Origin of the sequence: uncultured Cloacibacillus sp. (assembly GCF_963926575.1) — a bacterium.
Classification (GTDB): Bacteria; Synergistota; Synergistia; order Synergistales; family Synergistaceae; genus Caccocola; species Caccocola faecigallinarum.
The window spans coordinates 206,989-232,543 of the sequence record NZ_CAWUXW010000005.1; the positions used below are offsets into that span (position 1 = coordinate 206,989).

General features: G+C 56.1%; 24 protein-coding genes, 2 tRNA genes and 2 riboswitches. Of the genes, 8 read left to right on the top strand and 18 right to left on the bottom strand.

Annotation, left to right across the window (positions count from 1 at the left end; all coding sequences use genetic code 11):
- Positions 1-99 precede the first annotated feature (99 nt).
- Together ABGT66_RS12260 and ABGT66_RS12265 are read right to left on the bottom strand one after the other, a co-directional pair.
- A tRNA-Thr gene (locus ABGT66_RS12260) sits at positions 100-175 on the bottom strand.
- Between the two features lie 40 nt (positions 176-215).
- Positions 216-301: transfer RNA gene (locus ABGT66_RS12265), tRNA-Tyr, on the bottom strand.
- Between the two features lie 274 nt (positions 302-575).
- On the opposite strand from ABGT66_RS12265, the gene ABGT66_RS12270 reads away from it, so the two are divergent.
- Both ABGT66_RS12270 and ABGT66_RS12275 read left to right on the top strand, forming a co-directional pair.
- Positions 576-1,652, top strand: a complete 1,077-nt coding sequence (locus ABGT66_RS12270; protein ID WP_346690985.1) for a DUF2157 domain-containing protein — start codon at positions 576-578, stop codon at positions 1,650-1,652.
- Positions 1,642-2,142 (top strand): L,D-transpeptidase, encoded by a 501-nt coding sequence (locus tag ABGT66_RS12275; RefSeq protein ID WP_346690987.1) that lies wholly within the window; start codon positions 1,642-1,644, stop codon positions 2,140-2,142. The genes ABGT66_RS12270 and ABGT66_RS12275 overlap by 11 nt, the downstream gene beginning before the upstream one ends.
- Before the next feature lie 168 nt (positions 2,143-2,310).
- Here the strand turns inward: ABGT66_RS12275 and arcC are convergent, their stop codons facing one another.
- Complete coding sequence (arcC, locus tag ABGT66_RS12280; protein ID WP_346690989.1) at positions 2,311-3,306, bottom strand: carbamate kinase; 996 nt, start codon at positions 3,304-3,306, stop codon at positions 2,311-2,313.
- Positions 3,307-3,513: 207 nt separating this feature from the next.
- Positions 3,514-4,491: an AEC family transporter gene (locus ABGT66_RS12285; RefSeq protein WP_346690991.1), complete on the bottom strand. Its 978-nt coding sequence runs from the start codon at positions 4,489-4,491 to the stop codon at positions 3,514-3,516.
- Positions 4,492-4,538: 47 nt separating this feature from the next.
- Between ABGT66_RS12285 and ABGT66_RS12290 the strand changes: the two genes are divergently transcribed.
- From ABGT66_RS12290 to ABGT66_RS12310, 5 genes are all read left to right on the top strand, one after another.
- Positions 4,539-5,396, top strand: a complete 858-nt coding sequence (locus ABGT66_RS12290; protein ID WP_346690993.1) for a ComEC/Rec2 family competence protein — start codon at positions 4,539-4,541, stop codon at positions 5,394-5,396.
- Complete coding sequence (locus tag ABGT66_RS12295) at positions 5,393-5,614, top strand: hypothetical protein (RefSeq protein WP_346690995.1); 222 nt, start codon at positions 5,393-5,395, stop codon at positions 5,612-5,614. Before ABGT66_RS12290 ends, ABGT66_RS12295 begins: the two co-directional genes overlap by 4 nt.
- A 24-nt stretch (positions 5,615-5,638) precedes the next feature.
- Entirely contained in the window at positions 5,639-6,157 is a 519-nt protein-coding gene (gpt, locus tag ABGT66_RS12300) for a xanthine phosphoribosyltransferase (protein WP_346690996.1), read from the top strand.
- Positions 6,158-6,166: 9 nt separating this feature from the next.
- Positions 6,167-6,628, top strand: coding sequence for a GNAT family N-acetyltransferase (locus ABGT66_RS12305; protein WP_346690998.1), 462 nt, complete (start codon positions 6,167-6,169; stop codon positions 6,626-6,628).
- 196 nt (positions 6,629-6,824) lie between these two features.
- A complete protein-coding gene (locus ABGT66_RS12310) occupies positions 6,825-8,003 on the top strand; it encodes an MFS transporter (protein ID WP_346691000.1) in 1,179 nt (392 codons plus the stop codon).
- An 84-nt stretch (positions 8,004-8,087) separates the two neighbouring features.
- On the opposite strand, the gene ABGT66_RS12315 is transcribed toward ABGT66_RS12310, so the two are convergent.
- The 4 genes from ABGT66_RS12315 to ABGT66_RS12330 form a co-directional block, all read right to left on the bottom strand.
- Complete coding sequence (locus ABGT66_RS12315) at positions 8,088-8,735, bottom strand: N-acetyltransferase (protein WP_346691002.1); 648 nt, start codon at positions 8,733-8,735, stop codon at positions 8,088-8,090.
- Positions 8,736-8,742: 7 nt separating this feature from the next.
- Positions 8,743-9,186 (bottom strand): cupin domain-containing protein, encoded by a 444-nt coding sequence (locus ABGT66_RS12320; RefSeq protein ID WP_294194903.1) that lies wholly within the window; start codon positions 9,184-9,186, stop codon positions 8,743-8,745.
- 81 nt (positions 9,187-9,267) lie between these two features.
- Complete coding sequence (locus ABGT66_RS12325) at positions 9,268-12,114, bottom strand: molybdopterin-dependent aldehyde oxidoreductase (protein WP_346691004.1); 2,847 nt, start codon at positions 12,112-12,114, stop codon at positions 9,268-9,270.
- Between the two features lie 121 nt (positions 12,115-12,235).
- A riboswitch (molybdenum cofactor riboswitch) is annotated at positions 12,236-12,385 on the bottom strand.
- A 482-nt stretch (positions 12,386-12,867) separates the two neighbouring features.
- Positions 12,868-13,563 (bottom strand): response regulator, encoded by a 696-nt coding sequence (locus tag ABGT66_RS12330; protein ID WP_294194905.1) that lies wholly within the window; start codon positions 13,561-13,563, stop codon positions 12,868-12,870.
- A 78-nt stretch (positions 13,564-13,641) separates the two neighbouring features.
- Positions 13,642-13,761, bottom strand: a riboswitch (molybdenum cofactor riboswitch).
- Between the two features lie 151 nt (positions 13,762-13,912).
- Between ABGT66_RS12330 and ABGT66_RS12335 the strand changes: the two genes are divergently transcribed.
- Positions 13,913-14,668 carry a methyltransferase domain-containing protein gene (locus ABGT66_RS12335; protein WP_346691005.1) on the top strand — a complete coding sequence of 252 codons (756 nt, stop codon included), beginning with the start codon at positions 13,913-13,915 and terminating at the stop codon, positions 14,666-14,668.
- A gap of 131 nt (positions 14,669-14,799) precedes the next feature.
- Here the strand turns inward: ABGT66_RS12335 and ABGT66_RS12340 are convergent, their stop codons facing one another.
- The 10 genes from ABGT66_RS12340 to ABGT66_RS12385 form a co-directional block, all read right to left on the bottom strand.
- Positions 14,800-15,816: an ABC transporter permease gene (locus ABGT66_RS12340; RefSeq protein WP_346691007.1), complete on the bottom strand. Its 1,017-nt coding sequence runs from the start codon at positions 15,814-15,816 to the stop codon at positions 14,800-14,802.
- Positions 15,809-16,837 carry an ABC transporter permease gene (locus ABGT66_RS12345; RefSeq protein WP_346691009.1) on the bottom strand — a complete coding sequence of 343 codons (1,029 nt, stop codon included), beginning with the start codon at positions 16,835-16,837 and terminating at the stop codon, positions 15,809-15,811. Before ABGT66_RS12345 ends, ABGT66_RS12340 begins: the two co-directional genes overlap by 8 nt.
- A complete protein-coding gene (locus tag ABGT66_RS12350) occupies positions 16,837-18,348 on the bottom strand; it encodes a sugar ABC transporter ATP-binding protein (RefSeq protein WP_346691011.1) in 1,512 nt (503 codons plus the stop codon). The genes ABGT66_RS12345 and ABGT66_RS12350 overlap by 1 nt, the downstream gene beginning before the upstream one ends.
- An 89-nt stretch (positions 18,349-18,437) precedes the next feature.
- A complete protein-coding gene (locus ABGT66_RS12355; protein WP_346691013.1) occupies positions 18,438-19,451 on the bottom strand; it encodes an autoinducer 2 ABC transporter substrate-binding protein in 1,014 nt (337 codons plus the stop codon).
- Between the two features lie 14 nt (positions 19,452-19,465).
- Positions 19,466-21,136 carry a ribulokinase gene (locus ABGT66_RS12360; RefSeq protein ID WP_346691014.1) on the bottom strand — a complete coding sequence of 557 codons (1,671 nt, stop codon included), beginning with the start codon at positions 21,134-21,136 and terminating at the stop codon, positions 19,466-19,468.
- Between the two features lie 40 nt (positions 21,137-21,176).
- Positions 21,177-21,980, bottom strand: coding sequence for a BtpA/SgcQ family protein (locus tag ABGT66_RS12365; protein WP_346691016.1), 804 nt, complete (start codon positions 21,978-21,980; stop codon positions 21,177-21,179).
- Positions 21,981-21,992: 12 nt separating this feature from the next.
- Entirely contained in the window at positions 21,993-22,781 is a 789-nt protein-coding gene (locus ABGT66_RS12370) for a DeoR/GlpR family DNA-binding transcription regulator (protein WP_346691017.1), read from the bottom strand.
- 157 nt (positions 22,782-22,938) lie between these two features.
- Positions 22,939-23,202 (bottom strand): CPCC family cysteine-rich protein, encoded by a 264-nt coding sequence (locus ABGT66_RS12375; protein WP_346691019.1) that lies wholly within the window; start codon positions 23,200-23,202, stop codon positions 22,939-22,941.
- A gap of 63 nt (positions 23,203-23,265) precedes the next feature.
- The gene (locus ABGT66_RS12380) at positions 23,266-24,429 is read right to left on the bottom strand and encodes a DegT/DnrJ/EryC1/StrS family aminotransferase (RefSeq protein WP_346691021.1); all 1,164 of its coding nucleotides are present in this window, start codon (positions 24,427-24,429) and stop codon (positions 23,266-23,268) included.
- A gap of 3 nt (positions 24,430-24,432) precedes the next feature.
- Positions 24,433-25,551, bottom strand: a complete 1,119-nt coding sequence (locus tag ABGT66_RS12385) for an iron-containing alcohol dehydrogenase (RefSeq protein WP_346691022.1) — start codon at positions 25,549-25,551, stop codon at positions 24,433-24,435.
- Positions 25,552-25,555 lie beyond the last annotated feature (4 nt).

Sequence of the window (25,555 nt, forward strand, 5' to 3'; positions counted from 1 at the left end):
AGGTGAATCTGGAAGTGGTTGATAAGTGGTTGATGGGAAAAGGAATAAAAAATAGCAAGGCCGCGAACTCTGCGAAATCCTTGCTATTACTGAGTTTTCTGGAGCCGACTTCCAGACTCGAACTGGAGACCCCATCCTTACCATGGATGTGCTCTACCTACTGAGCTAAGTCGGCGCTGGTTTGTTTGCGCGGTAAGGACGCTTTACATAAAAAATGGTGCTAGGAGCTAGGTTCGAACTAGCGTAGGCTCTCGCCGACAGATTTACAGTCTGTTGCCTTTGACCACTCGGCCATCCTAGCACTCACAACGCCGCCGTCAGCGGCATTACGAGCAGATATTTTACATGATATTGAGGATTTGGTCAATACTGCGCGGCAGATTACGCATCGCAAATTTTTTACGGGGTCACATCGCGCTTCGAAGGCCGCGCGCGGGCGTCCGCGCGGCGGCGGACTGCGGCTCGCATGGTTTCGTCACGCCGCTGGGATCGGCGGCTCTGGCTCAATTTTCGAGCGTGGCTTACAATAGCGGCGTGGCTTTATGAATTTTCGCTAATTCGAAGGAGGCGGGCCTATGGCGGAGATTTCAAAGCGGCGTTACGCCGTTGTGACTGAGATGATAGATGTCTGGGAGCGAGAGGGCGTTGTGGACAAGGAGACGGCGCGGCGCTTGCGAGGCAGCGTTTCGCCGCTTCCGTTCGACTGGCGGCGCGCTGCGCGATGGCTGCTGATTCTCGCGCTTTGCTGTTTCGCAGTCGGGATCGCGGCGCTGCTCCAGACGGAGTGGCTCGTCGCGCTTATACGGCGGATTTTCGGAAGCGCGCCGGCGGTGAAGTCCGTCTTTTTCGCGGCGCTCGCCGCAGTTTTCTACGCCGCGGCGTACAGGCGGCGGCTGCGCAGGCCGGAGCGCGTTTTTACTAACGAGGCGCTGCTGATGCTCGGCGTGCTTTCGACGGCGTCGTCGATCGCGTGGCTCGGTGCGGCGCTGGGAAGCGAGAGCCGCCATTTTTCGCTGCTGCTCGCGCTCGCGGCGGGCGTCTATGCAGTTATCGCCGTCGCGATGAATTCCGCGCTGGTGTGGATTTTCGCGCTTTTTTCGCTCGGCAGCTGGCTGGGCGCGGAGACGGGCTACGTCTCGGGATGGGGGGCCTATTGGCTGGGCATGAATTACCCGGCGCGCTTCGTGCTTTACGGCGGCGCGCTAGTCGCGGCGCAGTATTTTATGGCGCGCTTTCCGCGTTTCGCCGGCTTTCAGCGGCCTACGCTTTCGACGGGGCTTTTGTTTCTTTTCGTAAGCCTTTGGATGATGTCGATTTTCGGCAACGACGGCCTCGTTAACGGCGAATGGCGCGCCGCAGGGCGCGCGGAGCTTTTTCTCTGGTGCGCGCTGTTCGCGGCTGCGGCGGGCGTTTCGCTGTGGCTCGGCATAAGGCGCGACGATATGATGCTGCGCGGCTACGGCGCCGTGTTTCTCGCAATCAACGTATATACCAGATTTTTTGAGAATTTCTGGAACGCGATGAACAAGGGGCTTTTCTTCCTTATTTTGGGGGCGAGCCTGTGGCTGCTCGGCTCGAAGGCGGAGCGTATATGGAACGCGGCGCGGCGCGGACGCGGCGTAGATCCGGAGGATGCTGACGATGACGATTAGATTTCGGGCGTTTTGCGTTTTCGCCGCTGTTTTCGCAACGCTCGTACTCTTTGCCGGAGCGTGCCGCGCGGCGGAGGGCGGCGCGGAAATATGGCTCGACATCTCAAAGGGCGAGCATCTTATGCGCGTGATGTCAGGCGACGAGGTTTTAGAGGTTTTCGGCGTCGCGGTCGGAAAGAACGCCGGAGACAAACGGCGCTCGGGCGATATGCGGACTCCGGAAGGCAGCTTCACCGTAGAGCAAGTTCAGGACGCTTCGTGGTGGAGCCACGATTTCGGCGACGGAAAGGGAGAGATAAAAGGCGCGTACGGACCGTGGTTCATCAGGCTCAAGACGGGCTGGCGCGGCATCGGCATCCACGGCACGCACGACCCGGCCTCGATAGGGACGGACGCAACGGAGGGGTGCATCCGCCTCCGCAACGAGGACGTCGCTAAGCTCAAGGAGAAATATATAAAAATAGGTATGCGCATCGTGATAAGGCCGTAGCCGCGGTTTCGCGCGGCGGAGCCGCAACGAGAATCGAAATGCCGCCGCGAGGCCCGGTGCGGAAAATTTGCGGCGCGGCATAGCTTTTCTAAAGCAAAATATAAAGACGATCCCCGCGCGGGAGGTAGGGCGCGGGGATTGTTTTTTGCTTTTTGCGCGGTTTTGCGGCTATGCCATCGTGATGACTGTGCCGGCTCCGTTTTCGAGCGCGTCCTTGGCTTTGGCGAGCGACGTTATTATCGCTTTTTTGCCGGGGAAGCGGCGCGCGAACTTGATGGCCGCCATGACCTTCGGCTCCATGCTGCCCGCGCCGAACTGCTTTTCTTCCATATATTTGATGGCTTCGGCGACGGTGATGTGCGAGAGGGCCTTCTGGTCGGGCTTGCCGAAGTTGATGTAGACGTTCTCCACCTCCGTGAGGATGAGGAGTATGTCGGTCTCCATGTCCTCGGCGAGACGTTCGGCGGCGAGGTCCTTGTCTATGACGGCGGCGACGCCGGTGAGCGAGCCGTCCATGTTCTCAATTACGGGGATTCCGCCGCCGCCGGCCGTTACGACTATCGTCGTGTCCCAGAGGCGTTTGACGGAGTCGAGCTCGACTATGCGCTTCGGCTTCGGCGAGGGGACGACGCGCCGCCAGCCGCGGCCCGAGTCTTCCTTCATCGTCCAGCCTTTTTCTTCGGCCATTTTCTTCGCGTCTTCGGCGTTGTAGAAGCGTCCTATCGGCTTCGTCGGCTTTTCAAAGGCGGGGTCGTCCTTATCGACGACGACCTGCGTCACGAGCGTGACGACGGGGACGTTGCGGTTTCTGTTGCGCAGCGCGTCGCGAAGGCTCTGCTGTATCTGGTAGCCTATGTAGCCCTCGGTCATCGCGCCGCAGCAGTCGAAGGGAATGGCGGGAAGCTGGTCGGGCTGCTCTGCCGCCGCAATTTCCTGCTGGAGCACGAGGCGTCCGACCTGCGGGCCGTTGCCGTGGACGACGGCCATCTCGTAGCCGCTGCAGCTGATGTCGGCGAGGTTCTCGCAGGTTTTCTTGACGACCTTGAGCTGTTCCTCCGCGGTCGGAGGCGTGCCGGCCTCCATCAGCGCGTTGCCGCCGAGCGCTATTACTACCTTCGTAGCGTGTCCGTCTCTTTCCGCATGTAGTGAATGTGGTACCATCATCGCAGCGCACTCCCTTTGTTATGAAATTTTTTCGTTTCGTATATAAGAGTTACAGTAGCTATATTATAAACTAAAACAGCGCGAGAGTTCAATATGCGATTTGCCGAAGCGTGAATTTTTGGCAAATTCGGCGAAAGCCGCGGCTTTTCGCACGTTTTGCTGAAACCGAGGCTTTGAGGAAAGTTTACGGATTTGCGGCGCGCGGCGTTACACTATGCCGAGCGCGTAGGCCCACGCGGGGATGGAGAGTATTCCGAGCAGCGTCGTCGAGGCGACGAGGTCCGCCGCGTATTCGCCGTCCATGCCCATGCCCTTCGCGATTATGAAGCAGTTGACGGCGCAGGGCATCGAGCTGAGCATGACTGTGACCCTGAGAAGGTCCGCGTCGACCGGGAAAAGCAGCAGCGCGCCCCACATGATAAGCGGGTTGACGGCGAGCTTGATTATTATATCGAACCATGTGCGGCGGATTATCTCGAACACGCGGCCCATGCGCGGGATGTCGAGCGTGCCGCCGAGCGCGAGCAGCGCGACGGCCGTGGCCGCGCCGGAGACGAGCTTCATCGTCTCGTCGAGGACGAAGTGTATCGGGACGTGCGCGAGCGCCGCTCCGACGCCGAGAACGCATGAAACTACAAGCGGGTTTCTGACGAGGAGCTTCCCCATCGAAACAAAGCTTTTCAGCGTTATTCTGCCGTTCAGTGCAATCTCGCCCGCGCCTATCGAAATCACCTGAAAAAATATCGTGCACACAGCGACATAAATGGAGGCAAGGTGCAGCCCCGCCTCCCCCATCGCGAGCTGAACGACTGGGAATCCAAGGTAGATGTTGTTCGAGCGGAAACCGGAGAGGACGGAGACAGCGACGCGCCGGATGTCGCCCTTGTGGACGAATAAAGCCGCGCCGCTCCACGAGAGCGCGACGGTCATAAGATAACAAATATTGACGGAAATAAGCAGGTTCGGCTGCGCCAGCACCTCCGTGCCGGAAATGTAGGTCGTGCGGAACAGCAGCAGCGGCAGGATGACCCAGTAGAGCGTCTTTGAAAGCGCGGCTATGTCGGCGGCGCTGTAGAAGCCGCGGCGCTTCAGTATATTGCCCATCGCGATGATGATTACCAGCGGCATTACGAGCAAAAATCCAAACATGGGCGTCTTTCCTTTCTCCTCCTGATAAAGTACCATTATAGCGCAGATTGCGGGGCGCGGCCCCGCCTTCGGGAGGTCATGCCATGAAATTAAAATTCAAAGCGTTCGCCGCGCTTATGCTCGCGGCCGTCGTATCGCTCGCGCTCTTCCTATCGCCGTCGGAGGCGGCGAAGGCGCGCCAGCTCCGCTATTACGCGCTCGACGTAGGGCAGGGGGACTGCTCGCTCTTCGTGCTGCCCGACGGACGGAACGTAGTCTTCGACGCGGGGCCGCGCTCGAACGCGAAAAAGACCGTCAACTACCTCAAATCGTGCGGCGTGCGCAAAATCGACCTGCTCGTCGCGTCGCATCCGCACGAGGACCACATCGGAGGCATGAAGGAGCTTCTGTCGAAAATCCCCGTCAAGCAAATATGGGACTCGGGCTACAACCACGGCTCTAAGGTTCAGCGCGACTTCTATCAGATGATAAAGGACAAGAAAATCCCCTTCGGGCGGCCCAAGCGCGGGTACGCCGCGAAGCTGGGCGACGTTGAGTTCAAGGTACTCGCCCCCGCGAGGCCGCTCAAGGGCACGAGCAGCGACGCGAACAACAACGGGCTGATAGTCCTCGTCACATACGGCGATGTCTCCTTCCTAATGATGGGCGACGCGCAGAAGGAGGAACAGGAGACCGTCTCGCCGCTGCCTCGCGCGGCGGTGCTCAAGGCCGCGCACCACGGAGCCTCCAACGGCACCGACGCGGCGCTGCTGCGCGACGTATCGCCCGACATAGTGATACTCAGCTACAAACGCGGCAACAGCTACGGACACCCGCACAGGGAGACGGTCGCGGCGATTCGCAAAGCAAAAATCCTGCGCTTCGACACGGCGGACGGCCCCGTCAAGCTGCGCACCGACGGCAAATCCGTGACATTCGAGAGAAAGAGAGTGGTCAAATGAGTTCGCAGAAGGAGCTGAAGCTTTTCATAGACGCGGTGGATTCGGGCGTTGCGCGGCTGATGCTGCTCGACGGCGCCGTTTTTGAATTTCCGGCGGCGCTGCTGCCGGAAGGCGCGCGCGAGGGCGACGGCGTGACGATGCGCCTTTCGCTCGAGCCCGCGAACGACTACAAGGACGACATCGACAAGCTGCTCGATTCGCTCGGCGACTCGCTGTAGCGGCCTGGAAGGGAGATTTTCAAAATGTCCGGCACATCGTCGAGATACCGCAAAAATTACCCCGTATCGTGGGAGCAGCTCCAGCGCGACTGCCGCGCGCTCGCGTGGAAGCTGCTAGACATCCGCGCGGACTGGAGCCGCATCGTCGCCGTCGCGCGCGGCGGCCTCGTCCCCGCCGCCGTCATAGCGCGCGAGCTCAACATCCGCCTCGTCGACACCGTCTGCATATCGAGCTACACGATGCGCGACCAGTCCGCCTCCGCCGAGATATTAAAGCGCCCGGACCTCGCGCGCGTAGACGAAACGTGGCTCGTCGTGGACGACCTCGTAGACACCGGCAAAACCGCGAAGATCGTCCGCGAAATGTTCGGCGCGGCGCACTTCGCCACCGTCTACGCAAAGCCCGGGGGCCGCGCGCTCGTGGACAGTTTCGTCACCGAGGTCAGCCAGGACACATGGGTGCTCTTCCCGTGGGACGCCGCGTCGGCCGCCGACTTCGTCCCGCCCATCGCCGAAATACGGCGCGGGATGCCGGAGGCTTAGCGCGCGGCTATGAAGATACGCAAAGCGACGGCGGACGACCTTCCGCGCATAAAGCCGCTCTACCGCCAGATAATCGCGCGCCTTTACGAGCTCGCGCCGCTCTACCGCGTAGACTGCGAGCAGGAGGACGAATTTATAAAAAAGACGATAGAATGCGAAAGCTCCGAAATCCTCGTAGCCGAGGAGGACGGCGGGCTGCTCGCCTTCGCCCTGCTCGAAGGCCGCGAGACGGCGAAGCTCGCGGGCGTCGCGCCGCGGCGCTACGCGTTCCTGATGGACATATGCGTCGACGAAAAGCTGCGCGGCCGGGGAATAGGAAGCGCGATGCTCGCCGCCTGCGAAGAATGGGCGCGAGAGAAAAACTTTGAATACCTCGAGCTCAACGTCCTTGAAGCCAACGCCGCTGCCCGCCGCCTCTACGAACGCACGGGCTATAAAAAAATCGTCAACGTCATGAGGATGGAGCTGTAGCGCATCCTCACAGGCGCGGACGCGCGCGCATAGCCGCGGCGAAAAATAACAAGACATGAAAAAACGGCGCTCCTTCCGCGCCGTTTCGCTTTTCTGCACATATCGCGCGTCCGATGTTTCGCGGCGCGACAAAAAGTGCTAGAATCAGCAATATTACTTAAACGGCAAAAGCATTTACGGCGGGGAGATGGGCGCTTTGCAGCAGAACACTAAATATAAATATCTGATGTCGCTCGGGCATTTCTGCTCCGACATAAACCAGGGGGCGCTCTCCGCCGTGCTGCCCTTCCTCATCGCGGCGCACGGCTACAGCTACGCGACGGCGGCCTCGCTCGTCATGATATCGAACCTCGTCGGCTCCGCCGTGCAGCCGCTCATCGGCTATCTCTCGGACAAGCGCAGCACTACGTGGGCCATCCCCGCCGGAGTGCTGATGGCGGGCAGCGGCATTGCGCTGACCGGCTTCACCTCGAGCTTCTTCGGCCTCTGCATAGCGGTCGTCATAAGCGGCACCGGCGTCTCGCTCTTCCACCCGCAGGCGGTCAAGCTCGTCAACTACGCCTCAGACGCGGACAATAAGGCGCGCAGCATCGGCATCTTCTCGTTCGGCGGAAGCCTCGGCTTCTCGCTTGGGCCGATGCTGGTCTCGACCGCCATCCTCGCCGTCGGCATGCACGGCACGGCGGTATTTCTCGCGCTCGCGCTGGTGTCGAGCACGATATTCTTCTCGCAGTATAAAAGCATGTCCGAGCTCGGCGCCGGACGTTCGCGTGCCGGTTCCGGCGGCGGCGCGGCGGGCGCGGACGACTGGCGCGCCTTCGGGCGGCTCTGCTTCGTGATCTTCGGCCGCTCCATAATGATGTGCGGGATGAACACCTTCCTCGCGCTCTACTGGATCCACGAGCTCGGCCAGACGGAGCGCGCCGGCAGCGCTGCGCTCAGCGTCTACTACGCGATGGGCGCGATCTGCACGCTGCTGGGCGGCAGGCTCGCGGACCGCTTCGGCTGCCGCAGGATGATAAGGATAAGCCTTTCGTTCTTCATCCCCGCAATTCTGCTGCTCGTATTCACGCACAACCTCTACCTCGCCGGACTGCTGCTCTTGCCGATAGTCGCCTCGCTCTATTTCTCATACAGCCCGATGGTCGTCCTTGGACAGCAGTACCTTCCGAACCACGTCGGCTTCGCCTCGGGCGTCACGCTCGGCCTCGCGATAAGCATCGGCGGCATAATGGCCCCCGTGCTCGGCATGGTGGCAGACCGTTTCAGCCTCTCCGCGGCTTTCTGCGCTATGGCGGCGCTCGCCGTCGTCCCGCTGACGGCTTCATTCTTCCTGAAGCCCGCGGAGGACGAAGCCGGGGAACAGCGCGCGTAACAAATCCACGCAAAAGCAAAAACAAGCGCCGCGGGGACATAGTTCATCCCCGCGGCGCTTATATTTATCATTCCGCAGCACGCCTCACGCGCGGTACGGCCTTACTCTTTTCACCATCGTTTCAAATTTTTTCTGCGTTTCCGTGCCGCCGACGGCCTCTTTCGGCGGGAAGAGCTTGTCGTATTCGGCGGCGAGCGTTTCGTCTATGTTGTAGATTTCGTCTTCGAAGTATATTCCCGCCGCGCCGGCGAGCGCGCCGTCGTACAGCTCGCGCGCGTAGAGCGCGTCGGCGTACATGTTTTCGGCGTTCCGTATGCCGAAGCTTTCCGTGGGGACGAAGCCGCGTCTCGTGTAATAGTCGGGGTCGCCGCAGAGCAGTATCGCGCGGAATCCCATGCCGCGCGCGATTTCTGCAGTGCGTTCTATGAGCGCCCCGCCTATGCCGCGCCTTTGGTATTCCGGCAGGACGCCTATAGGCCCGAGCGTAAGGACCTCGCGGCGGACTCCGTCGTCACCGTCGATGCGGGCTCTTACGCACATTGAGCCGCCGACGACCTTGCCGCCGTCGCGGGCGGCGAGGCACAGCTCTGGGACGAAGGCTGGGCATCCGCGCATCACGTGGACGAGGTAATGTTCGGCGCACGCAGGCGAATAATAGTTCCAGAAGGCTTCGCGCATGACGTTTTCCATCTCGAAACGCTCGGCCTCCGTCTCGCGGCTTATCTCTATCACCGGCGCGTTATTCCCCGTCCTTCTCCGCTTCTTTGCGCGCGGCGCGTTCGGCGCGCATCGCGTATTTTTTTGCGTGCGGGTCGCCGCAGGTGGGGACTATGCAGAAGAATTCGAGCGGGATGTCCGCGTCGTTTTTGTATTCGTGGACGAGGCCGCCTGGGACGCGCGTCCAGTAGCCGGTCTTCATGAGGTAGGGCGTGCGCTTGCCGGGCTCTTCCTCGACTTCGACGACGCCGTCGCCGGAGAGGGTGAACATGAGGTGGTCCCAGTCGTGTACGTGCGCGGGGATGCCGCGGTGCGGCGGGAGTATGAAGTGGCGCATGACGTAGTCTTTCCAGACGCCGCCCTCGGGGCCGTAGACGGTGCGTTTTTCGATTTCGGGCGCGAGCGCCGAGGCGTTCTGAAGCGGCAGGTCGTATATGGAGCCGTAGTTTTTCGCGGTTTCGCTCATAAAAATTTTCCCCTCCTTATAAAAATCCGGCATTGCCGGTGTCTCTGGCAATGCCGGGCTGTTTCTGATTATATCAGAATTTTACTTCGCGTTTTTGAGCTCTTCGAGGCCGGCGCGGATCTTTTCGGGCTTCGCGGGGATGGCCTTGATGCGGACTCCGCACGCGTCGTGTATCGCGTTGCAGACTGCCGCGTGCGGCGCGGCGAGCGGCATTTCGCCGGTTCCCGCGGCTCCGAATGGTCCGAGCGGGCGCGGCGTCTCGACGTGGACGAGCGTGAGGTCGTCGGGAACGTCCTTGATGTAGGGCAGTCCCATGACGACGAAGCTGTTGTATTTGTTCTCGTCGAGGAAGTCTTCGGTGAGCGCGAGGCCGATGCCCTGCGCGATACCGCCGTACTGCTGGCCGTCGACTACGAGGTAGTTGTTGATGACGCCGACGTCGCCGACGAGGACGAATTTCTCGCAGTGCGCCTTGCAAGTGTCCATGTTGACGGAGACCATCGCGAGGTTGACGGCGAACATGTGGAAGCCGAAGGGCTTGCCGAGGCCGGTGTCCTTATCGTTGCCGGAGCAGACTTCCGTCGAGCCGTCGGCGTGGAGTATCTTGGCCTGCGTGTAGCCTTCGTAGAAGGTCGGGATGTTCTCGGCTATCATCTCGTCGTAAGTGCGGTAGGTTCCGTCGGGCTTGCGCATCGCGTCGAGGAGCTTGTTGCAGCTGTCGATGATGGCGTTTCCGACCATGACCTGGCAGCGGCTCGCGGCGGCGGCTCCGCTGTTCGGGGCCTTCGCTGTGTCGGAGAGGACGAGCTTTATCTGCTCGGGACGCAGGTTAAGCGGCTTGAGCGCCTCGTGCGCGGTGCCTATGCAGCCCATGTCGGCGCCCTGTCCGTGGTCTTCCCAGGTGTTGTAGATGGTGACGCCGTCTTTCGTGAGTTCGATGTTGCTCGCGGCTTCGTCGGCTCCGTCGTCGTTGGAGTTGTAGATGCCTATCGAGACTCCGACGCCGTACTTGACCTTATCGTTGGAGAGCTCGGCGGCTTTCTTTTTCATATCTTCGTAGTAGGGGCGCGCTTTCTTCATCATTTCGGGAAGCGGGAATACTTCCGGCGCGTAGCCCGACGGGAACTGTCCGCGCGGGTTCTCCGTAAAGGGAGCCCACTCGAGCAGGTTCATCTCGCGGAAGTCGAAGGGGTCGATGCCGCACTTGTTCGCGAGCATGTCTATCGCGGTTTCGCCGCCCCAGTAGGTCTGCGGCGCTCCGTATGCGCGGAATGCCGCGCTCCAGCGGTGGTTGCTCCAGCAGGTGTAGCCCGTTACGCGCATCTTGTCGTAGGCGTAGGGGGCCATGAAGAACTGTCCGCCCTTGTTGGTGAGGTCGTTGGCGGACTCGCTGAACGGGCCGTGGTCGACCCAGTAGGTCTGCTCGGCTCCGACTATCTTGCCGCTCTTGTCCGCGCCGATGCGGATGTGCATGAGGAACGGCGAGCGTTTCGGCGTGCGGACGTTGTGCTCCTTCATGTTGACGCGCATGTAGACGGGGCGTCCGCAGGCGATGAGCGCTATCGCGAGGAACGGCTCGTTGGTCGGGGCGACCTTGTAGCCGAACGAAGCGCCGAGGTTGTTCTGGATGACGCGGATTCTCGACGGCGGGACGCCGACGCCGCGCGCAATCATCATCTGGTGGCGGTAGACGCATATCGACTTCGAGGCTATCGTGAGAAGGCCGTTCTCGTCGTAATAGGCGTAGCCGCAGTCCGTCTCGAGAACCATGTGCGGCTGGCGCGAGCTGAGGAACTCGTCGTCGACGACGTAGGCGGCGTTGTCGAGCGCTTCCTTCGGGTCGTCGCCCTTCTGGAACATACGCTTGTTCCACGCGTTCGGCATTCCGTCGTAGCCGTCGATGTCGTCGTAGACCTTTATCGCGTCGGGAGCCTTGGCCTGGTAGATGTCGATGAGCTCGGGCAGCGGCTCGTAATCGACCTTGATTTTCTGCGCCGCGGCGCGCGCGTTGGTCTCGGTGTCGGCGCAGACGATGGCGACGACGTCGCCCCACTGGCGAATCTTGTCGCCCTCTTCGACCATTATGCGGCGCTCCCAGCCGTCGGTGAGCGCGGAGTCGCAGCCGACCTGTCCGCGGATGCGGTTCGTTCCCTTGACGTCCTTGTAGGTGACTACCTTGAATACGCCGGGCATCTTCTCCGCTTCGCTGACGTCGATTTTGTTGACCTTCGCGTGGCGGACGCCCTCAAGCGCGTAGGGATATGCGAAGAGGAATTCCTCGGGCAGCTTCAGCCTGTCGTCGTCGCCGAAGTCCCAGAGCCCCGTCGCCTTGTATATCGCGGAGGGACGCGGATAGCTGCTGTTCCAGACGGAGTCGCCGGGCTTGTACATCTTCGCGAGGTCTTCGATTTTTTCCTCGCCGCGCAGGATGGCGGCGGCCTTCATGACCGCGTCGACTATCTGCTTGTAGCCGGTGCAGCGGCAGGCCATCCAGTTTTTGCTGAACCACTCGCGGACCTCTTCGCGCGTCGGGTTCGGGTTCTGGTCGAGGAGCGCCTTGCCGCTCGTGATGAAGCCGGGCGTGCAGAAGCCGCACTGAATCGCTCCGCAGACTATCATGGCCCACTGGAGCGCGTGGAGGTTGTCCGGCGTGCCTATTCCTTCGATTGTGGTGATCTGCGAGAACTCGGGCACGTTCTTCCAGCGCGTGATGCAGGAGCGGACGACCTTGCCGTTGAGTATTACGTTGCAGACGCCGCACTGGCCGCAGTCGCAGCCGCGCTTCGTCCCCGTCATTTTGAGCTGGTCGCGGAGCACCGTCAGAAGCGATACGTCGGGCTTGCCGATTACGCGTTTCGGCACTCCGTTGATGATCAGGTTCTTGACATGATAGCTGGCCTCGGCCGGAATTGTGATTTCCTTCGCCATATTTGCTCTCCTCTCTCGTGATAGAATTTCTCCATTTTCCCGCGCGCGGCGGGAATCCCAAAGAACACAGATATTTTGCGCGAATTGGAGAAGAAGGAAGGAAAACGCGCCGTACGGCGGCGCCGGATGACCTTGTACCCCTTTCCAATTTGGACGCCCTCGGGCGTCCCGGGAGGCGCGGAGCTTTTGCTCGCGCCCTCGCGGACTTCCGTCCGCTGGCCCCGTCTCCTTGGCTTGCGCTTTAGGCGGCGAGGCTCGGGGTTGCAACATCGTTGCAACAAATGTCAAAACTTTCTATACAAATCATACGAAAGTACACAATAATGAGCAATATTTAGTTGAAATTAGGAATGTTGTGCGCCTTTCTGGTCGATTTATGTTTATTAAAATTCACGGAGAAAATTTGTAAAGAGCGGCGCGCACGGGGAAGCTGCGCAAAATTACGGCCGCGGGCGCGGCTTCGGCGAAGCGCGCGCAATTTACGCGCGGACGCGCGGCGCAGGGCGAGGACGAATATCGTGCGGAAGCGCCTGGCGCTCACGGCGCAGGCGTAATTTACGCACGGGCCGCGCGCGTTTGCCGGGCGGCGCGGCGCGCGCGCGGACTGCCGCGCTTCCGGCGCGTGCGCAGTTCGTGCGGGGAAGGGCGCGCGTTTATGGCGCGGCGCGGCGCTCTGAGGCGCGCATAAAATTCGTCCCGCCGCGTAAGCTTCGCGGCGGGACGTGAAGTCATCGGATTTTCGTAAATTCAGCGCTAGAGCAGCGCCATGCGGTAGCGTTTCTCGGGGCGGCCGACGCGGCGGTAGGCGTACTCGACGACCACGCGCTCGCTGAGCGTCAGAAATTCAAGATAGCGGCGCGCCGTCGAGCGCGAGATGCCGAGGCGGTCGCCGACCTCCTGCGCGGAGAAGGTTCCTTCGTTCTCCTTGAGGAAGGACTCGATGTCGTTGAGGCACTTGAGCTGCAGCCCCTTCGGTATCGTGCGGTTGTTGGCCCACGAGGGGTCGTGCGTCTTCATCGCGACGAGCGCGTCTATGTCCTCCTGCTGCCACGGGCTCGTGCGCCCGGTCAGCGAATGATGGTAGATCTGGTAATTTTTGAGCGCGGCGCGCAGCCGGTCGAACGAGAAGGGTTTGACGAGAAACTCGAAGACGCCCGCGCATATCGCTTTGCGCACGAGCTCCGGGTTGTCGCCAGACGAGACGACGATGTAGTCGGTGCGCGGGAACTCCTTGCGCAGCTCGTCGATTTCGTCGAAGGCGCTGAACTCCTTGAGGTAGAGGTCGAGCAGCACGAGGTCGACGTCGACGCAGCGCATCGCCTCGAACATCTGCGGCCCGGTGTCGACCCTCTTCAGCAGCGTGAAGGATGTGTCGTTGAGGATCACGTCGGAATATAATTTTTGAAGCAGCGGGTCTGATTCGGCTATGAGGACTTTCAGGCTGCGCAACGCTCCGTTCCCCCTCTCGTGTATTTTGTGCCGGGGCTCCCGCGGGTACGGGAACGGGAAAAGGGCGCGCGGGCGCTCAGTCATGAATCCTTTTCCCCTTTCCAAACGGGAGGCGCCGGCGTTTCCGCGGGCACCCATCGGCCTGACGCCATAGAAGCGCGCTTCCGCAGGTCGGCAGGCTCGGGGTATTATTCACTTTTAACCGCTTTTGATTATAACAACTGAGGTGCACTTGTCAACAAGCGCGCGCGCCGCCGCGCGATTCGCAAATGCGCCGCGGCGGCAAGTTGTATATAATAGAAGCGCACATAAGAGCCGCTCGCTCAATTCATGGAAAGAGGTGCCCTCTATGACGAATCAGATATGGAATCCGCAGGAATACAGAAAGAGCGCGGACTTCGTCCCCGAGATGGGGCGGGCCGTGATAGAGCTGCTTGAGCCGAAGGCCGGAGAAAGGATACTCGACCTCGGCTGCGGCACGGGAGTGCTCGCGAAGGAGCTCGCCGCGGCGGGCTGCACCGTCGTCGGGACGGACTCGAGCCCCGAGATGGTCGAGGCTGCGCGCACGGCGGGAGTGGACGCGAGGCTCGCCGACGCGCAGACGCTGAAGATGGATGAAAAGTTCGACGCGGTGCTGAGCAACGACGCGCTGCACTGGATGCCGGACCAGTACGCCGTCGTGCGCCGCGTCTGGAATTTGCTGAAGCCGGGCGGGCGCTTCGCCGCCGAGTGCGGAGGCGAGGGCTGCGTGCGCGTCATACGCGAGGGCATGAAGATCGCGCTGATCAAGCGCGGCATAGACTACAAGGCGCGCAACCCGTGGAAGTTCCCGGAGCTCGGCACTTTCTCCGACATTCTCGAAAACCAGGGCTTTCAGGTGAAGTTCATCGCGCGCATCGACCGCCCGACGCCGCTGGTCCACGGCCTGCGCCGCTGGCTCGAGGTGTTCTCCGCGAGCCACACCGACGGCTTTACGTCGGAAGAGAAAGAAGCTTTTTATAAGGAAGTCGAGGACTACTGCCGCCCGATGCTCTACAGCGACGCCAACGGCTGGAATGCCGATTATGTGCGTCTGAGGTTCCTCGCAGTGAAGCCGGAGGAGTAGCCGACGGAGGCAAAAGCAATGATTATACTATTATAAATCTATTATAATAGTATAAAGAACAATTTAGCGCTCCTAACTGACCACATAAGCTAGGAGCGCTAAGTTTAAATTTAGAATATATCGTCTAGTAATCAGCTATTTGTTTTCTTACTATTCCGTCTTTCTGAAACTACATTTGCTATCATTACAGCGATAAGCACGAGTCCCCAAATCAGATTCTTGTAATAATCCGATATATTCTGGAACATTGCAAATCCAGAGGAAAGCGTCTGAAGGATCACGACAGCTATTACAAGTCCCATGACCTTACCTTTACCGCCATTGGGATTTACCCCGGCAAGTACGCATATAAGGATAGCCGGCATGAGGTATGATTTACCGAAATCCGACCGTGCAGAATTGAAATGGCCGCACATAAGAAGTCCTGATACGGCAGAAAGCATACCGCTTATCATATACGTAAGCGTGATAACTCTTGTGTTGTTTATGCCGGAAAAACGCGACGCTACTTTATTCGAACCTACCATATAAATTTTGAACCCAAGAGAAGTCTTATACAATATGAAAGCGACAACGCATGCACAGACGGCAAAGACTAACGCGGTAACCGGGATTATCTCAAACAGTTTATAGTTTACGACATGATTTAAGATCGGCGGGAGTCCTCTTATTGATGAGCCGTTCGTTATACCTATAGCCATGCCAAGAATTATGTCAGACGCACCAAGCGTGGCAACCATTGCAGGAATACCTATACGGGCTATAAAACTACCGGATAGTATTCCGCAAAGCGCTCCGACCAAAAGACTTAACATGACGGTAGCTATAAGAACAGCGACCTGGACGAGTAATGAAGCTCCTTCCGGCATCACGGCTTTCATAAACATGCAGCCGACTATACCAGCCAAATCAGCCACAGCTACGACGGTTAGATCGATGCCTCCGCTGACCATCGCCAACATCATTCCCAAAGCCAAGACGCCCATTTCTGGGAAAAGATATGCAACGAGTCCCAGCTGTTCCCAAGAAAACGCCCCATGCGTAGCGATGTAAAGTACCGCAACTGAGAGCAGAAACATCACTATCAATTTAACGTTGTTGGCGTTCTTCTGCAGCAGACCGCGCATGCTGGAACTGTTCTTATTCATGGTCAGAACCTTCTTTGTTTTCTAATATATTGCCAGAGACTTTTCTTTCAGCAGAAAGCAGCTTATAGGCGGACATGCTCACTCCCGCGATTATAAGTATCCCAGTCATAAACTTACTCCAGTTCGTCGGTATGCCGAGCAGTATCAAATTGTTTGAGATAAGCTTCATCAATAGCACGCCAAGAAAAGTACCAAATACAGTACCGTTTCCTCCGGAGATACTTGCACCGCCAAGCACGACAGCTGCAATGATGGTCATTTCGTATCCGTCGAAAAAGTTTATCTGACATATTCCAGAAAGAGTAACCTGCGTCAGTCCTGCAATGCCGCCTATGATGCCCATGAACGCAAAGACAAAAATACGTATGAAAGCAACATTGAAACCGGCCCTTTCAGCAGCGACCATGTCTCCGCCGACCGCATATATCCCTCTACCAAGGAGCGTATACTTCAATATAAAATGCACTATCAGGAGTACGGCTATCAAGAGGAATATACTGACATGCATCGAACTGCCTAGGCCAGTCGCCGCGCTCCTGACCGAAAAGAGGTTCGCCGCAGCCATGTCGGCAAGCGGTGCAGGCAGAGACGAGATTACCCTGCTTTTCAGCACCCCTTGTGTAAAGCCAAGATATATACTGCATGTGCCAAGTGTGATTATAAGCGTGGGAAGTCTCAGCCAAGCGGCTAGCACGCCGTTTATCACACCAAGAAGCAGTCCGATAGCCCCAGCGAGTACAAATCCCCATACGACTGGGCCGGTATAGTGGGTAGTTTGAAACAACTTTGTAACAAAGAACATACAGAGCATTGCATTATAAGGAAACGAAACGTCTATATTCCCAGATGCGATAACCATAAGCAATCCAGCAGCCATCATCCCTGGAACTATAAGGCTCCTCACTAAGTCTACAAGATTGTTCGCAGTAAAAAACTGTCCGCTCTTAGCCTGTATTATGAAAGAAAGAGCTATGATTATCAGCGTCACATAAAACTCGCTGCGTCTAAGTAGCGTCTTCATTACAGAACAGCCTCTTTCTTACCCGTGATAAGGTTTTGAAGTGTTTCCACCGTCAGGTCTGTATTTTTATGTTCACTGACGATTTTTCCATTTTTGATAATTAATATACGGTTGCAGTTCATTAATATCTCGCTGATATCGTCCGAAATCAATATGATAGCCATATTCTTTTGCTGGGCCAGAGCCCTCAAGTAATTATGAATATCGAACTTGGCTCCGATGTCGACGCCTACAGTAGGCCCGTTGAGTATAAGCACTTTCGGCGAAGTTTCAAGCCATTTTCCAAGGACCACTTTCTGCTGGTTACCTCCAGACAGAGTCTGGATGCCGTCTTCAAGTTTATCAAGTTTTATTCCCAGATCTGCAACCCACTTTTTAGAATCGGCTCGTCCTTTATCGAAGTCCACAATCCCATTGCTCTTCTTGATACCGTCGATATGAGCGGCAATCATATTGTTTTCAATTGACTGCGTCAAGAACAATCCCTCAGTAAGTCTGTCTTCCGGTACATATGCGACATTGAGCTTCAGCGCGTCCATCGGAGTCCGAATCGAGGTTTCCTTCCCGTCGATATAGATACAGCCCTTATCTGCGGAATAAAGACCGAAAAGCGCTTTTGCGAGCTCAGTGCGCCCTGACCCCAGAAGTCCAGTTATACCTAAAATCTCCCCAGGATAGATCTCAAAATTTATATTTTCAAAGCCGTTTTTGAGGCATAGATTCTCTACTTTAAAGATGCTCCGAGATCTATCGATCTCATCCGGTACGAAATAATTTTCTTCGATCTTGCGCCCAGTCATGTAGTAGACAAAACTTTCGTTATCTACATTTTTTGCATCATCAGTGACTATAAGCTTCCCATTACGGAAAATAGTAAAACGCTCAGCTATTTCAAAAACTTCGTCTAATTTATGACTAATGAAAAGTACCGATATGCCTTCGCTCTGAAGCTGTCGTATAACCTTGAACAGCTTATCTACCTCTCGTCTTGTAAGTGCTGACGTCGGCTCGTCCATTATGATCAGCTTCGAGTTATGCAAAATGGAGCGTGCTATCGCGATAAGCTGTTTGTCTGCGACAGAAAGCGTTCCAACCTCTGCATCAAGAGGCAGCTCAATTCCTATATGTTCCAGAGACTGCCTTGCTATCTTGTATACATTTTTCCAGCTCACTAGTCTCTTTTTGCTGTAAAGTTCATAATTCAAAGCTATGTTTTCTGCGACCGTCAGATTCGGGAAAATAGACATATCCTGGTATATAACCTGTATGCCAAGCTGAATGGACTGATTGATCGTCAGATGTTTATAAGAGATGCCATCAAATATTATCTCGCCTTCGTCAGGCTGATAAAAACCAGATACGATCTTGATGAGAGTGGATTTTCCGCTGCCGTTTTCGCCAAGAAGGCAGTGTATTTCCCCTCTGCCTATCGCAAGATCGACTTTATCCAGCGCTTTGACCCCTCCAAAACGCTTCGATATACCGCGTACCTCTAATAATGTATCTCTCATTATGATTCCCCACTGTCACAGAAAAAACAAGCCCACGCATCCGCACGCTCCGAATGCGCAGGCGTGCATGCAGCGTCAGTCCTCAGAAGCTAGAACTGATACTTATCCATATTGTCCTTATTGATTACCAAAACCGCGTTTCCGCTCAAGTTCTTACCGTCGGCGTTGAGTTTGTTATAACCATCTATACCGAGGTCGAGACCTGCTTTAATATCAGCCTGCTTGCCGTCGAGGCACATGATGGCAAGCTTGCACATTGCCTGTCCTGCACCAGCGGGATCCCAGCAAAGCACGCACGGGTTAGAACCGGACTTAAGGTAGGGGCCCGAGACTGACGGTACGCCAGTTCCGACGGCGAACATTTTGCCGGTCATTCCAAGCTCGTCTATAGCTTTCGCAGCTCCCGGCGGGTCATAGCTGGACGCACCGATGAAGCCCTTTATATCAGGATATTTTTTAATAATTTCTTTTGCCTTGTTATAGGCCATATCCATATTGTCTTCACACTCGATACGCTTTTCCGGAATCAGCGTCATCTTTGGATATTTTTTCTGCTGGTGTGCGACGGCTGCATCCATCCACTGGTTGTGCGAAACAGACGACAGGAACGCAACCATAGTCACGTAACTTCCTTCTTCGCCCATCTGCTTTGCGAGTTCGTCCATCATCGCTTCGCCATATTCCTGGTTGTTGAAGGCTTCGAGGTCATAATCGCACATCTCAAAACCAGCAGCTTCGTGCGTAATGACTTTGATGCCCTTGTCCATTGCTTTTTTCAGCGTTGGCTTACAGGCTTCCGGGTCGATCGGGACGACGCAGAGAGCGTCTATATCCTGCACGATCAGCGTTTCAATTACCTGGATCTGCTCTGCCGAGTCCGTCTTTGACGGCCCTTTCACGTAGCAATTGACTCCGCTTTCGTCAGCAAACGCGTCAACGCCTTCCTGCATACGCAGGAACCATGGGTCGGACATATCTTTAACAACGACGGCTATGGTATAGTCTTTACCTTCAGCGTACGCAGGAGCGCTGGAGAGAGCGAATCCTCCAAACAAGAACGCCGCTATCGGTACAAGCAGCAAACTCATTAATTTCTGTTTCACGTGGTCCCCTCCTTCTACTTACACGATAAACTCCGAAGCCGCAAATCCTTCAGAATTTTCATCATTTTACTGTTCCGACCGAACATATCGTGCAGCTCAGTATAAAAACGATAGAGCTCGTCATACACGATGACATTGTCCGGGACCGGCGTATAGATACGCTCTGTTTTCGGAACAAGCCGTTCTGCCGCCTCATAAAAATCTGCGCAACCTTCAGTTCCGCCGACAGCGACCGCACCGCATACGGCTGCACCGCGCGCAGAAATATTGTCAATGCATGGGACAGATATTTCCCTGCCTAGAATATCTGCGCAGGTCTGCATGATCCACGGACTTTTCGCCGGAATGCCGCCAACGGCGTGGACTCTGTCGATTTTTACACCTCCCCGTTCATGATTTTCGAGGATCATACGTGAGCCGAACAGATTCGCTTCAACCAAAGAACGGTATATCTCCTCCGGTTTGGTAGAAATAGTCAGCCCGATCATAGCCCCCGATAGATTGTAATTTGATAAAATACTTCTGTTTCCATTGAGCCAGTCCAGAGCAAGAATTCCACATTCTGCGGGTCTCAAAGCAGCAGCTTTTGCACCTAAACTTTCAAGTACGTTTACGCCGCGAAGCGTCGCCTCGGCTTTGTATTCAGCAGGAACGCAGTTATGTGCGAACCAAGAGAACACATCTCCGGTCGCCGGCTGTCCTGACTCATAACTGTAAAGCCCTGGAATCATGCCGTCTGCGGCTATGGAACATACCCCGTCAATAGGCTGCAAGTCTTTATACAGCATCTGGTGACAAGTACTTGTTCCCATTACGAGTATCATGCTGCCGCTTTGCGTGACTCCAATGCCGCTTGCGACGACGGCGCTGTCACCGTGTCCTGCCGCAATGACTGTTCTCTCTGTCAGACCAAGACGATCCGCAGCTTTTTTCGTCAAACGGCCAGCGGCATCGCCAGGCTTTAAAAGATGTCCGGAGAGTTTCATTTCGCCGATGTTTTTTAGTTCTGGTGCGAGAGCGCCAAGAAAATCATTATCAGGGAAACCTCGGCCTTTTATCCAGAAAGCATTCACTCCAAGGATACCATAGTTCCGCGTGACTTCTCCTGTCATCCACTGAACTATCCAGTCGACAGCCTCGATAAAATAATCTGCAGCTTGGTATATTTCTGGGTCTTCTCTAAGAACCTGCATAACTTTAGGAAAAACCCATTCAGACGAAACGCTGCCGCCAAAATATATTTTTAACCAATCTGTATGTTTCTTTGCGTAATCTTCTATTTCTTCTGCATATTTTTGAGCGCCATGATGTTTCCATAGTTTCGGCCAGGCATTTGGACAATGTTTATATTTGTCGATCATGCACAACGGCGTTCCGTCGCTGAGAACGGGCAATAGCGTACAGTTCGTGAAATCAGTTCCAAGGCCTACGACATCGTCTGGTGAAATTCCTCCGTCTGAAAGCATCTTTTTCGAGACAAATTCCATGCTCTCAATCCAGTCCTCTGGAGACTGAAGGAACCATTCCGGAGGCAACACGACATCGCTGTTTGGCAGATTTCCAGATATCACTCCGTTTGAATATTCTTTTTCGGCCGAGGCAAGCAGTTTACCGTCATTTAAGCTGAGCGCTACACCGCGGCACGACATCGTACCGAAGTCAAATCCGAATACGCATTTGCTCATCCACAGAGACTTCCTTTATATCACGGATATCACGCCGCGTTCAGCGTACGCTCCTGACGACGTCCATGAATTCCTTGACACGTCTTCTATCGACCTGATTCTCGAACTTACCGTCGTACTTAAACGTTGTGGCTACAACGGCTCCATCAGCTATTTCAAGCAGGCGCGCAATAGTTTCCTTACGGCAGCCAGTATTTGCGAATACGACCGTTTCCGGGACCTCTTCTTTGACTTCCTTAAGCGTACTCATATCGGTCGGGGAACCGGCAGTAAGCCCCGAGACGCACAGCGCATCCGGTTTGCAGTTGAATACGGTCGACTTCGCTATTTGGCGTATATCCCTGTCTGCAAGGTACTTGGCAGCTTCCGGTACTATATTGAAAAGGAGCTTGACGTTTTCCGCTCCAATAGACCTCTGATGCCTGACGACTTCTCCGCAGTGAGTATTCCATAATCCAAAGTCGCTCGCATAAACGCCAGTGAATATTTCGCGTATAAATTTCGCGTCGACGGCAGCTGCGAGGTCAAGCGACGCCTGAGGATCCCATAGCACGTTCACACCATAAGGCACGTCTATATTAGGCATCAGTTCCCCAATAACGCGTGCCATCGCGGCGACAGTTTCTGTATTAACTTTGGTCAGGTAAGGAAGGCTGAATTCGTTGCTAAACATTATAGCGTCAACGCCGCCATCCTGAAGCGCATCGAGATCCTCTTTCGCTTTCTCTATAACATATTTCATACCTTTGTTTTTGTCATAATACGGATCGCCTGGCATAGCCTGCAGATGGAGCATCGCTATAATAGCCTTTTCCGTTCCGATAACTTCTTTGAGCCAACTCATTTGTATATCCTCCTAAACTAATATTAACTGACGGACCTTAGTCCTCATGGATTTTGCCGTCTCTGCATCTATACCGCTGTCTGTGATGACGGCGTCAAACTTATCCCAGTCACAGACCTTAGCCAAGGCTTTTTGCCCGAACTTGCTGTGATCTGCGAGCAAGACGACTTTTTTGCCGCTTGACGCCATGCTTTGCTTTATACCTATCTCCATAAAATTACTGTTGAATACGCCGTGCTCCACGCTCGCAGCGTCGGCGCCAACAAAGGCAATATCAACATAAAGCCTCTTTATGAATTCCTCCGCGATATCGCCGACAAGAACGCTGAAACCGTCTCTGCGGATGCCGCCTGTCACTATCATCGTTGAAGATGTGTCCAGCTTAGTCGTATATGCGATATCGAGATTATTTGTTATGACGGTAAGTTTTTTTATATTTTGGAGCTGCTGTGCGAGCAGGAAAGTCGTGGTCCCGGAGTCAATGAACAGGCTGTCGCCTTCTTTTACGAGCTTAGCCGCTTCTTTCGCTATTCTCGTTTTTTCTGGTATCATTATTTTCATTTTTTCAGCGTGATATTCTTCGAATCCTGTCCCTCTATGAAGAATCGCGCCGCCGTGTATGCGCTCGATCAAACCTGCGTTAGCCATCTCGTCAATATCCCTGCGGGCTGTCGCTTCAGATACGTTGCATATTTCAGCCGCGCGCTTTACGGAGATAGATTGATTCTGCTCGAGGTACTCGGCTATCGTTCTTTGTCTTTGAACTGAAATCGTCAGTTCCGCGTTTATGTTTTCTATCATTTCTCCCAGACTCCAAGTTTATATTATCATAGCACAAATTATTCTGCAATATTTTGAATCAAAAACGTAAAATTCTTGCAAATATTTCATCGGTAGATGCAGAGCTTTTACTTACACTTACGAGTCCGGTAATTTTTATCAAGAAACTAAAAAACAACTATCTGCTCGACATCTCCTCCGCTTTCGGAACGCGCGTATATTTGCGCATTTCTTCGCGGCAAGCACCGAATTTCTGAAAGTTTTCGCGTGCTTGTGCCAAACTTACGCCGTTGCAGCCGAATGCTTCGTCCGGTTCTTCATAGGCTGAGGGATCGTCTTCCCAGAAACAGACGGGGCAGATTGCATAACCGCTTTTAGGTTTCCCATCGAATGTGGAAAAGCCGCAGCATGGACATCGGTATTTCATTCGTTTCATTTCCATTGGATATAAAAAAGCGGCGGCCTCTCGCGCGGCCGCCGCTTTTGCGTTTTTTATAAAATTTCGTTACCGAGCTGCTTTCGCCCCTGCTTCCACTGCTTTTATCATTTTTTCTATCTCTTCGTCCGTCATCTTGATGTTGAGGCCGAACATGACGGCGCGCGATAGGTATGATTCCGCCTGCGCCATCGTCTCGGGCATGTAGGACGGCGTGCGGTTGCCGAAGTATTCCTGCTCGCCCATTTCATGCAGCGCCTTCCAGTGTTTCGCGTAGTGCCACGTGTTGTCGGCGATGACGGCGCAGCCGGACGCAGCCTGAAATTTACGCGCCGCCTCCGCCGTTGGCAGCATGAATATAACGTGCGTCGCGGTGTCGCCTTCCGCGTCGTGCATCGGGCGCGGCGCGAGGCCCGCGGCGATTCCGGCTTCGACTATTTTTTTCTTCGTCGCGCGCAGCGATGCGAGCGCCTCGGGCATTTTCTTCAGCGCGACGACGCCGAGCGCCCCCTGAAGCTCGCTTATGCGGTAGTTGACGCCGAAGCCGAATTTGCCCTCCGCGCCGCGGTCGTGGGCCTTGCTGTGGACGTGGCCGTGGTCGTGGTAGCAGTCCATGCGGAACCATGTGTCATGGTCGTCGGTGAATACCATGCCCGCCTCGCCGACGGTCAGCGTTTTGTTCGGGTCGAAGCTCCACGCGCCGCAGTCTCCGATTCCGCCGAGCGCGCGGCCCTTGTACGTGCCGCCCACGACTTCGCAGGCGTCCTCGATTATCGGGATGTTGTATTTTTTGCCGAGCGCGACGAATTTATCCATGTCCGCCGCGACACCGAACATGTGTACCGGCATTATCGCCTTCGTGCGCGGCGTGATGAGCTTCTCCGCCGATGCCGCGTCGAGCGAGAGCGTATCGTCGAGCTCGCCGAGCACGGGGACGGCGTCGCAGGCGACTATCGCCTCAATCGTAGCGATGAAGGTGAAGGGCGTCGTTATCACCTCGTCGCCGGGCTTCACGCCAACGCCCTTGAGCGCCGTTATCAGCGCCGCCGTGCCGCTCGAAACCGCGAGCGCGTACTTCGAGCCCGTTATCTCCCGCGCCGCTGCCTCGAATTCCTCCGCACGGTAGACGCCCGTGCGTTCCGCGTGCGAGCCGTAGCGGTGTATCATTTTGCGCTCGATCACGTCGGCAGCCGCCATTATCTCTTCTTTTCCGAAAATTTCAGTTCCCGCCATCGTCTATCGCTCCTTTATGATTTTGTTGTAGATTCCTTCAATATATTCCGGAGTCGCTATTTCGCGCCAGCCGTCGCCGAAGCAGCTGTGCCAGAGTTTTTCCATGCCGAGCGCCGTTTTTACCATCTTCGGCACGTCGTGCTCGCCTATCCTGTAATCGGCGGCTTTCGGCTTGCTGCGTCCGTTCGTCGCAAGGAAGCTCATGGTGTCGCCATATCCGTCGGGGTAGACATCTTCGAGCGCGCACATAGAAATCGTAACCGCGACGCTGTGCGGAAGATGCGGCGCGCTGTTGCTGAGACCGTATGAGATCGCGTGCGCCGCACCGACGCGGCCAGATACGGAGCTGCTGCCGCCGAGCACCGAAGCTATGGCTGATTTCACCGCGTTTTCTTCATTGTATTCCGACAGGTCGCGGCTGAGGACTTCTTTCGCGAGAGCGAAGCCTAGCGTCGCGTCCTCTATTCCCTCGGGCGCGCTGGTCTTGCTCGTCATTATCTCGTAGTGGTGGAAATAGCAGTCCATCATGGTGTAGAACCTGTTGAATGCGGGCGCGCCGCGCGTCAGCGACGGGTCTATGACGGCGACGGCGGCCTCGGTGAATTTGTTGTTGATGCCGAGCTTCTTCTCCGGGCCGCGCAGCACCGCTATCGGCGTGATTTCCGCGCCGGTCCCCGTCAGCGTCGGCAGCACCCAGATGTCAGCGCCCTTCGCCATGTCGAGGCCGTAGCCCTGATAGACCTGCGCCGGCTCGGGGTTCGCGAGGCATATCGCCGTCGCCTTCGCTAGATCCATCGTCGCGCCGCCGCCTATGCCGACGAGCGTGTCCGGCTGCTCGGGCAGCGCCTTTATAAGCGCGCGCAGCGCGTCCACGTCGCCGGTGCGCGGCTCGGAGAAGGTCGCGTCGAAGGCGAAGAGGTTCTTTTCCGCGAATATGCGCGCGAACTCGCGCTGTCCCTCGAGCGCCTTGTCGGCGACGAAGAAGGGCCGACGCCCCTCGTCCTCGAGCATGCGCAGGAGGTCTGCGACGCCGTCGTCGGAGAGCACGACGCGCGTGCTCACGGGAGTTTTCCACCACGGTTTGAGATTTGTAAATTCTTCGATTGTTTTAGGTGCGTTCATCATA

Bases quoted from the DNA above. Each gene is read 5' to 3' on its own strand.
- ABGT66_RS12270 (WP_346690985.1), top strand. From the start codon at position 576: ATGGCGGAGATTTCAAAGCGGCGTTACGCCGTTGTGACTGAGATGATA.
- ABGT66_RS12275 (WP_346690987.1), top strand. From the start codon at position 1,642: ATGACGATTAGATTTCGGGCGTTTTGCGTTTTCGCCGCTGTTTTCGCA.
- arcC (WP_346690989.1), bottom strand. From the start codon at position 3,306: ATGATGGTACCACATTCACTACATGCGGAAAGAGACGGACACGCTACG.
- ABGT66_RS12285 (WP_346690991.1), bottom strand. From the start codon at position 4,491: ATGGTACTTTATCAGGAGGAGAAAGGAAAGACGCCCATGTTTGGATTT.
- ABGT66_RS12290 (WP_346690993.1), top strand. From the start codon at position 4,539: ATGAAATTAAAATTCAAAGCGTTCGCCGCGCTTATGCTCGCGGCCGTC.
- ABGT66_RS12295 (WP_346690995.1), top strand. From the start codon at position 5,393: ATGAGTTCGCAGAAGGAGCTGAAGCTTTTCATAGACGCGGTGGATTCG.
- gpt (WP_346690996.1), top strand. From the start codon at position 5,639: ATGTCCGGCACATCGTCGAGATACCGCAAAAATTACCCCGTATCGTGG.
- ABGT66_RS12305 (WP_346690998.1), top strand. From the start codon at position 6,167: ATGAAGATACGCAAAGCGACGGCGGACGACCTTCCGCGCATAAAGCCG.
- ABGT66_RS12320 (WP_294194903.1), bottom strand. From the start codon at position 9,186: ATGAGCGAAACCGCGAAAAACTACGGCTCCATATACGACCTGCCGCTT.
- ABGT66_RS12325 (WP_346691004.1), bottom strand. From the start codon at position 12,114: ATGGCGAAGGAAATCACAATTCCGGCCGAGGCCAGCTATCATGTCAAG.
- ABGT66_RS12335 (WP_346691005.1), top strand. From the start codon at position 13,913: ATGACGAATCAGATATGGAATCCGCAGGAATACAGAAAGAGCGCGGAC.
- ABGT66_RS12340 (WP_346691007.1), bottom strand. From the start codon at position 15,816: ATGAATAAGAACAGTTCCAGCATGCGCGGTCTGCTGCAGAAGAACGCC.
- ABGT66_RS12345 (WP_346691009.1), bottom strand. From the start codon at position 16,837: ATGAAGACGCTACTTAGACGCAGCGAGTTTTATGTGACGCTGATAATC.
- ABGT66_RS12350 (WP_346691011.1), bottom strand. From the start codon at position 18,348: ATGAGAGATACATTATTAGAGGTACGCGGTATATCGAAGCGTTTTGGA.
- ABGT66_RS12360 (WP_346691014.1), bottom strand. From the start codon at position 21,136: ATGAGCAAATGCGTATTCGGATTTGACTTCGGTACGATGTCGTGCCGC.
- ABGT66_RS12365 (WP_346691016.1), bottom strand. From the start codon at position 21,980: ATGAGTTGGCTCAAAGAAGTTATCGGAACGGAAAAGGCTATTATAGCG.
- ABGT66_RS12370 (WP_346691017.1), bottom strand. From the start codon at position 22,781: ATGATAGAAAACATAAACGCGGAACTGACGATTTCAGTTCAAAGACAA.
- ABGT66_RS12375 (WP_346691019.1), bottom strand. From the start codon at position 23,202: ATGGAAATGAAACGAATGAAATACCGATGTCCATGCTGCGGCTTTTCC.
- ABGT66_RS12380 (WP_346691021.1), bottom strand. From the start codon at position 24,429: ATGGCGGGAACTGAAATTTTCGGAAAAGAAGAGATAATGGCGGCTGCC.
- ABGT66_RS12385 (WP_346691022.1), bottom strand. From the start codon at position 25,551: ATGAACGCACCTAAAACAATCGAAGAATTTACAAATCTCAAACCGTGG.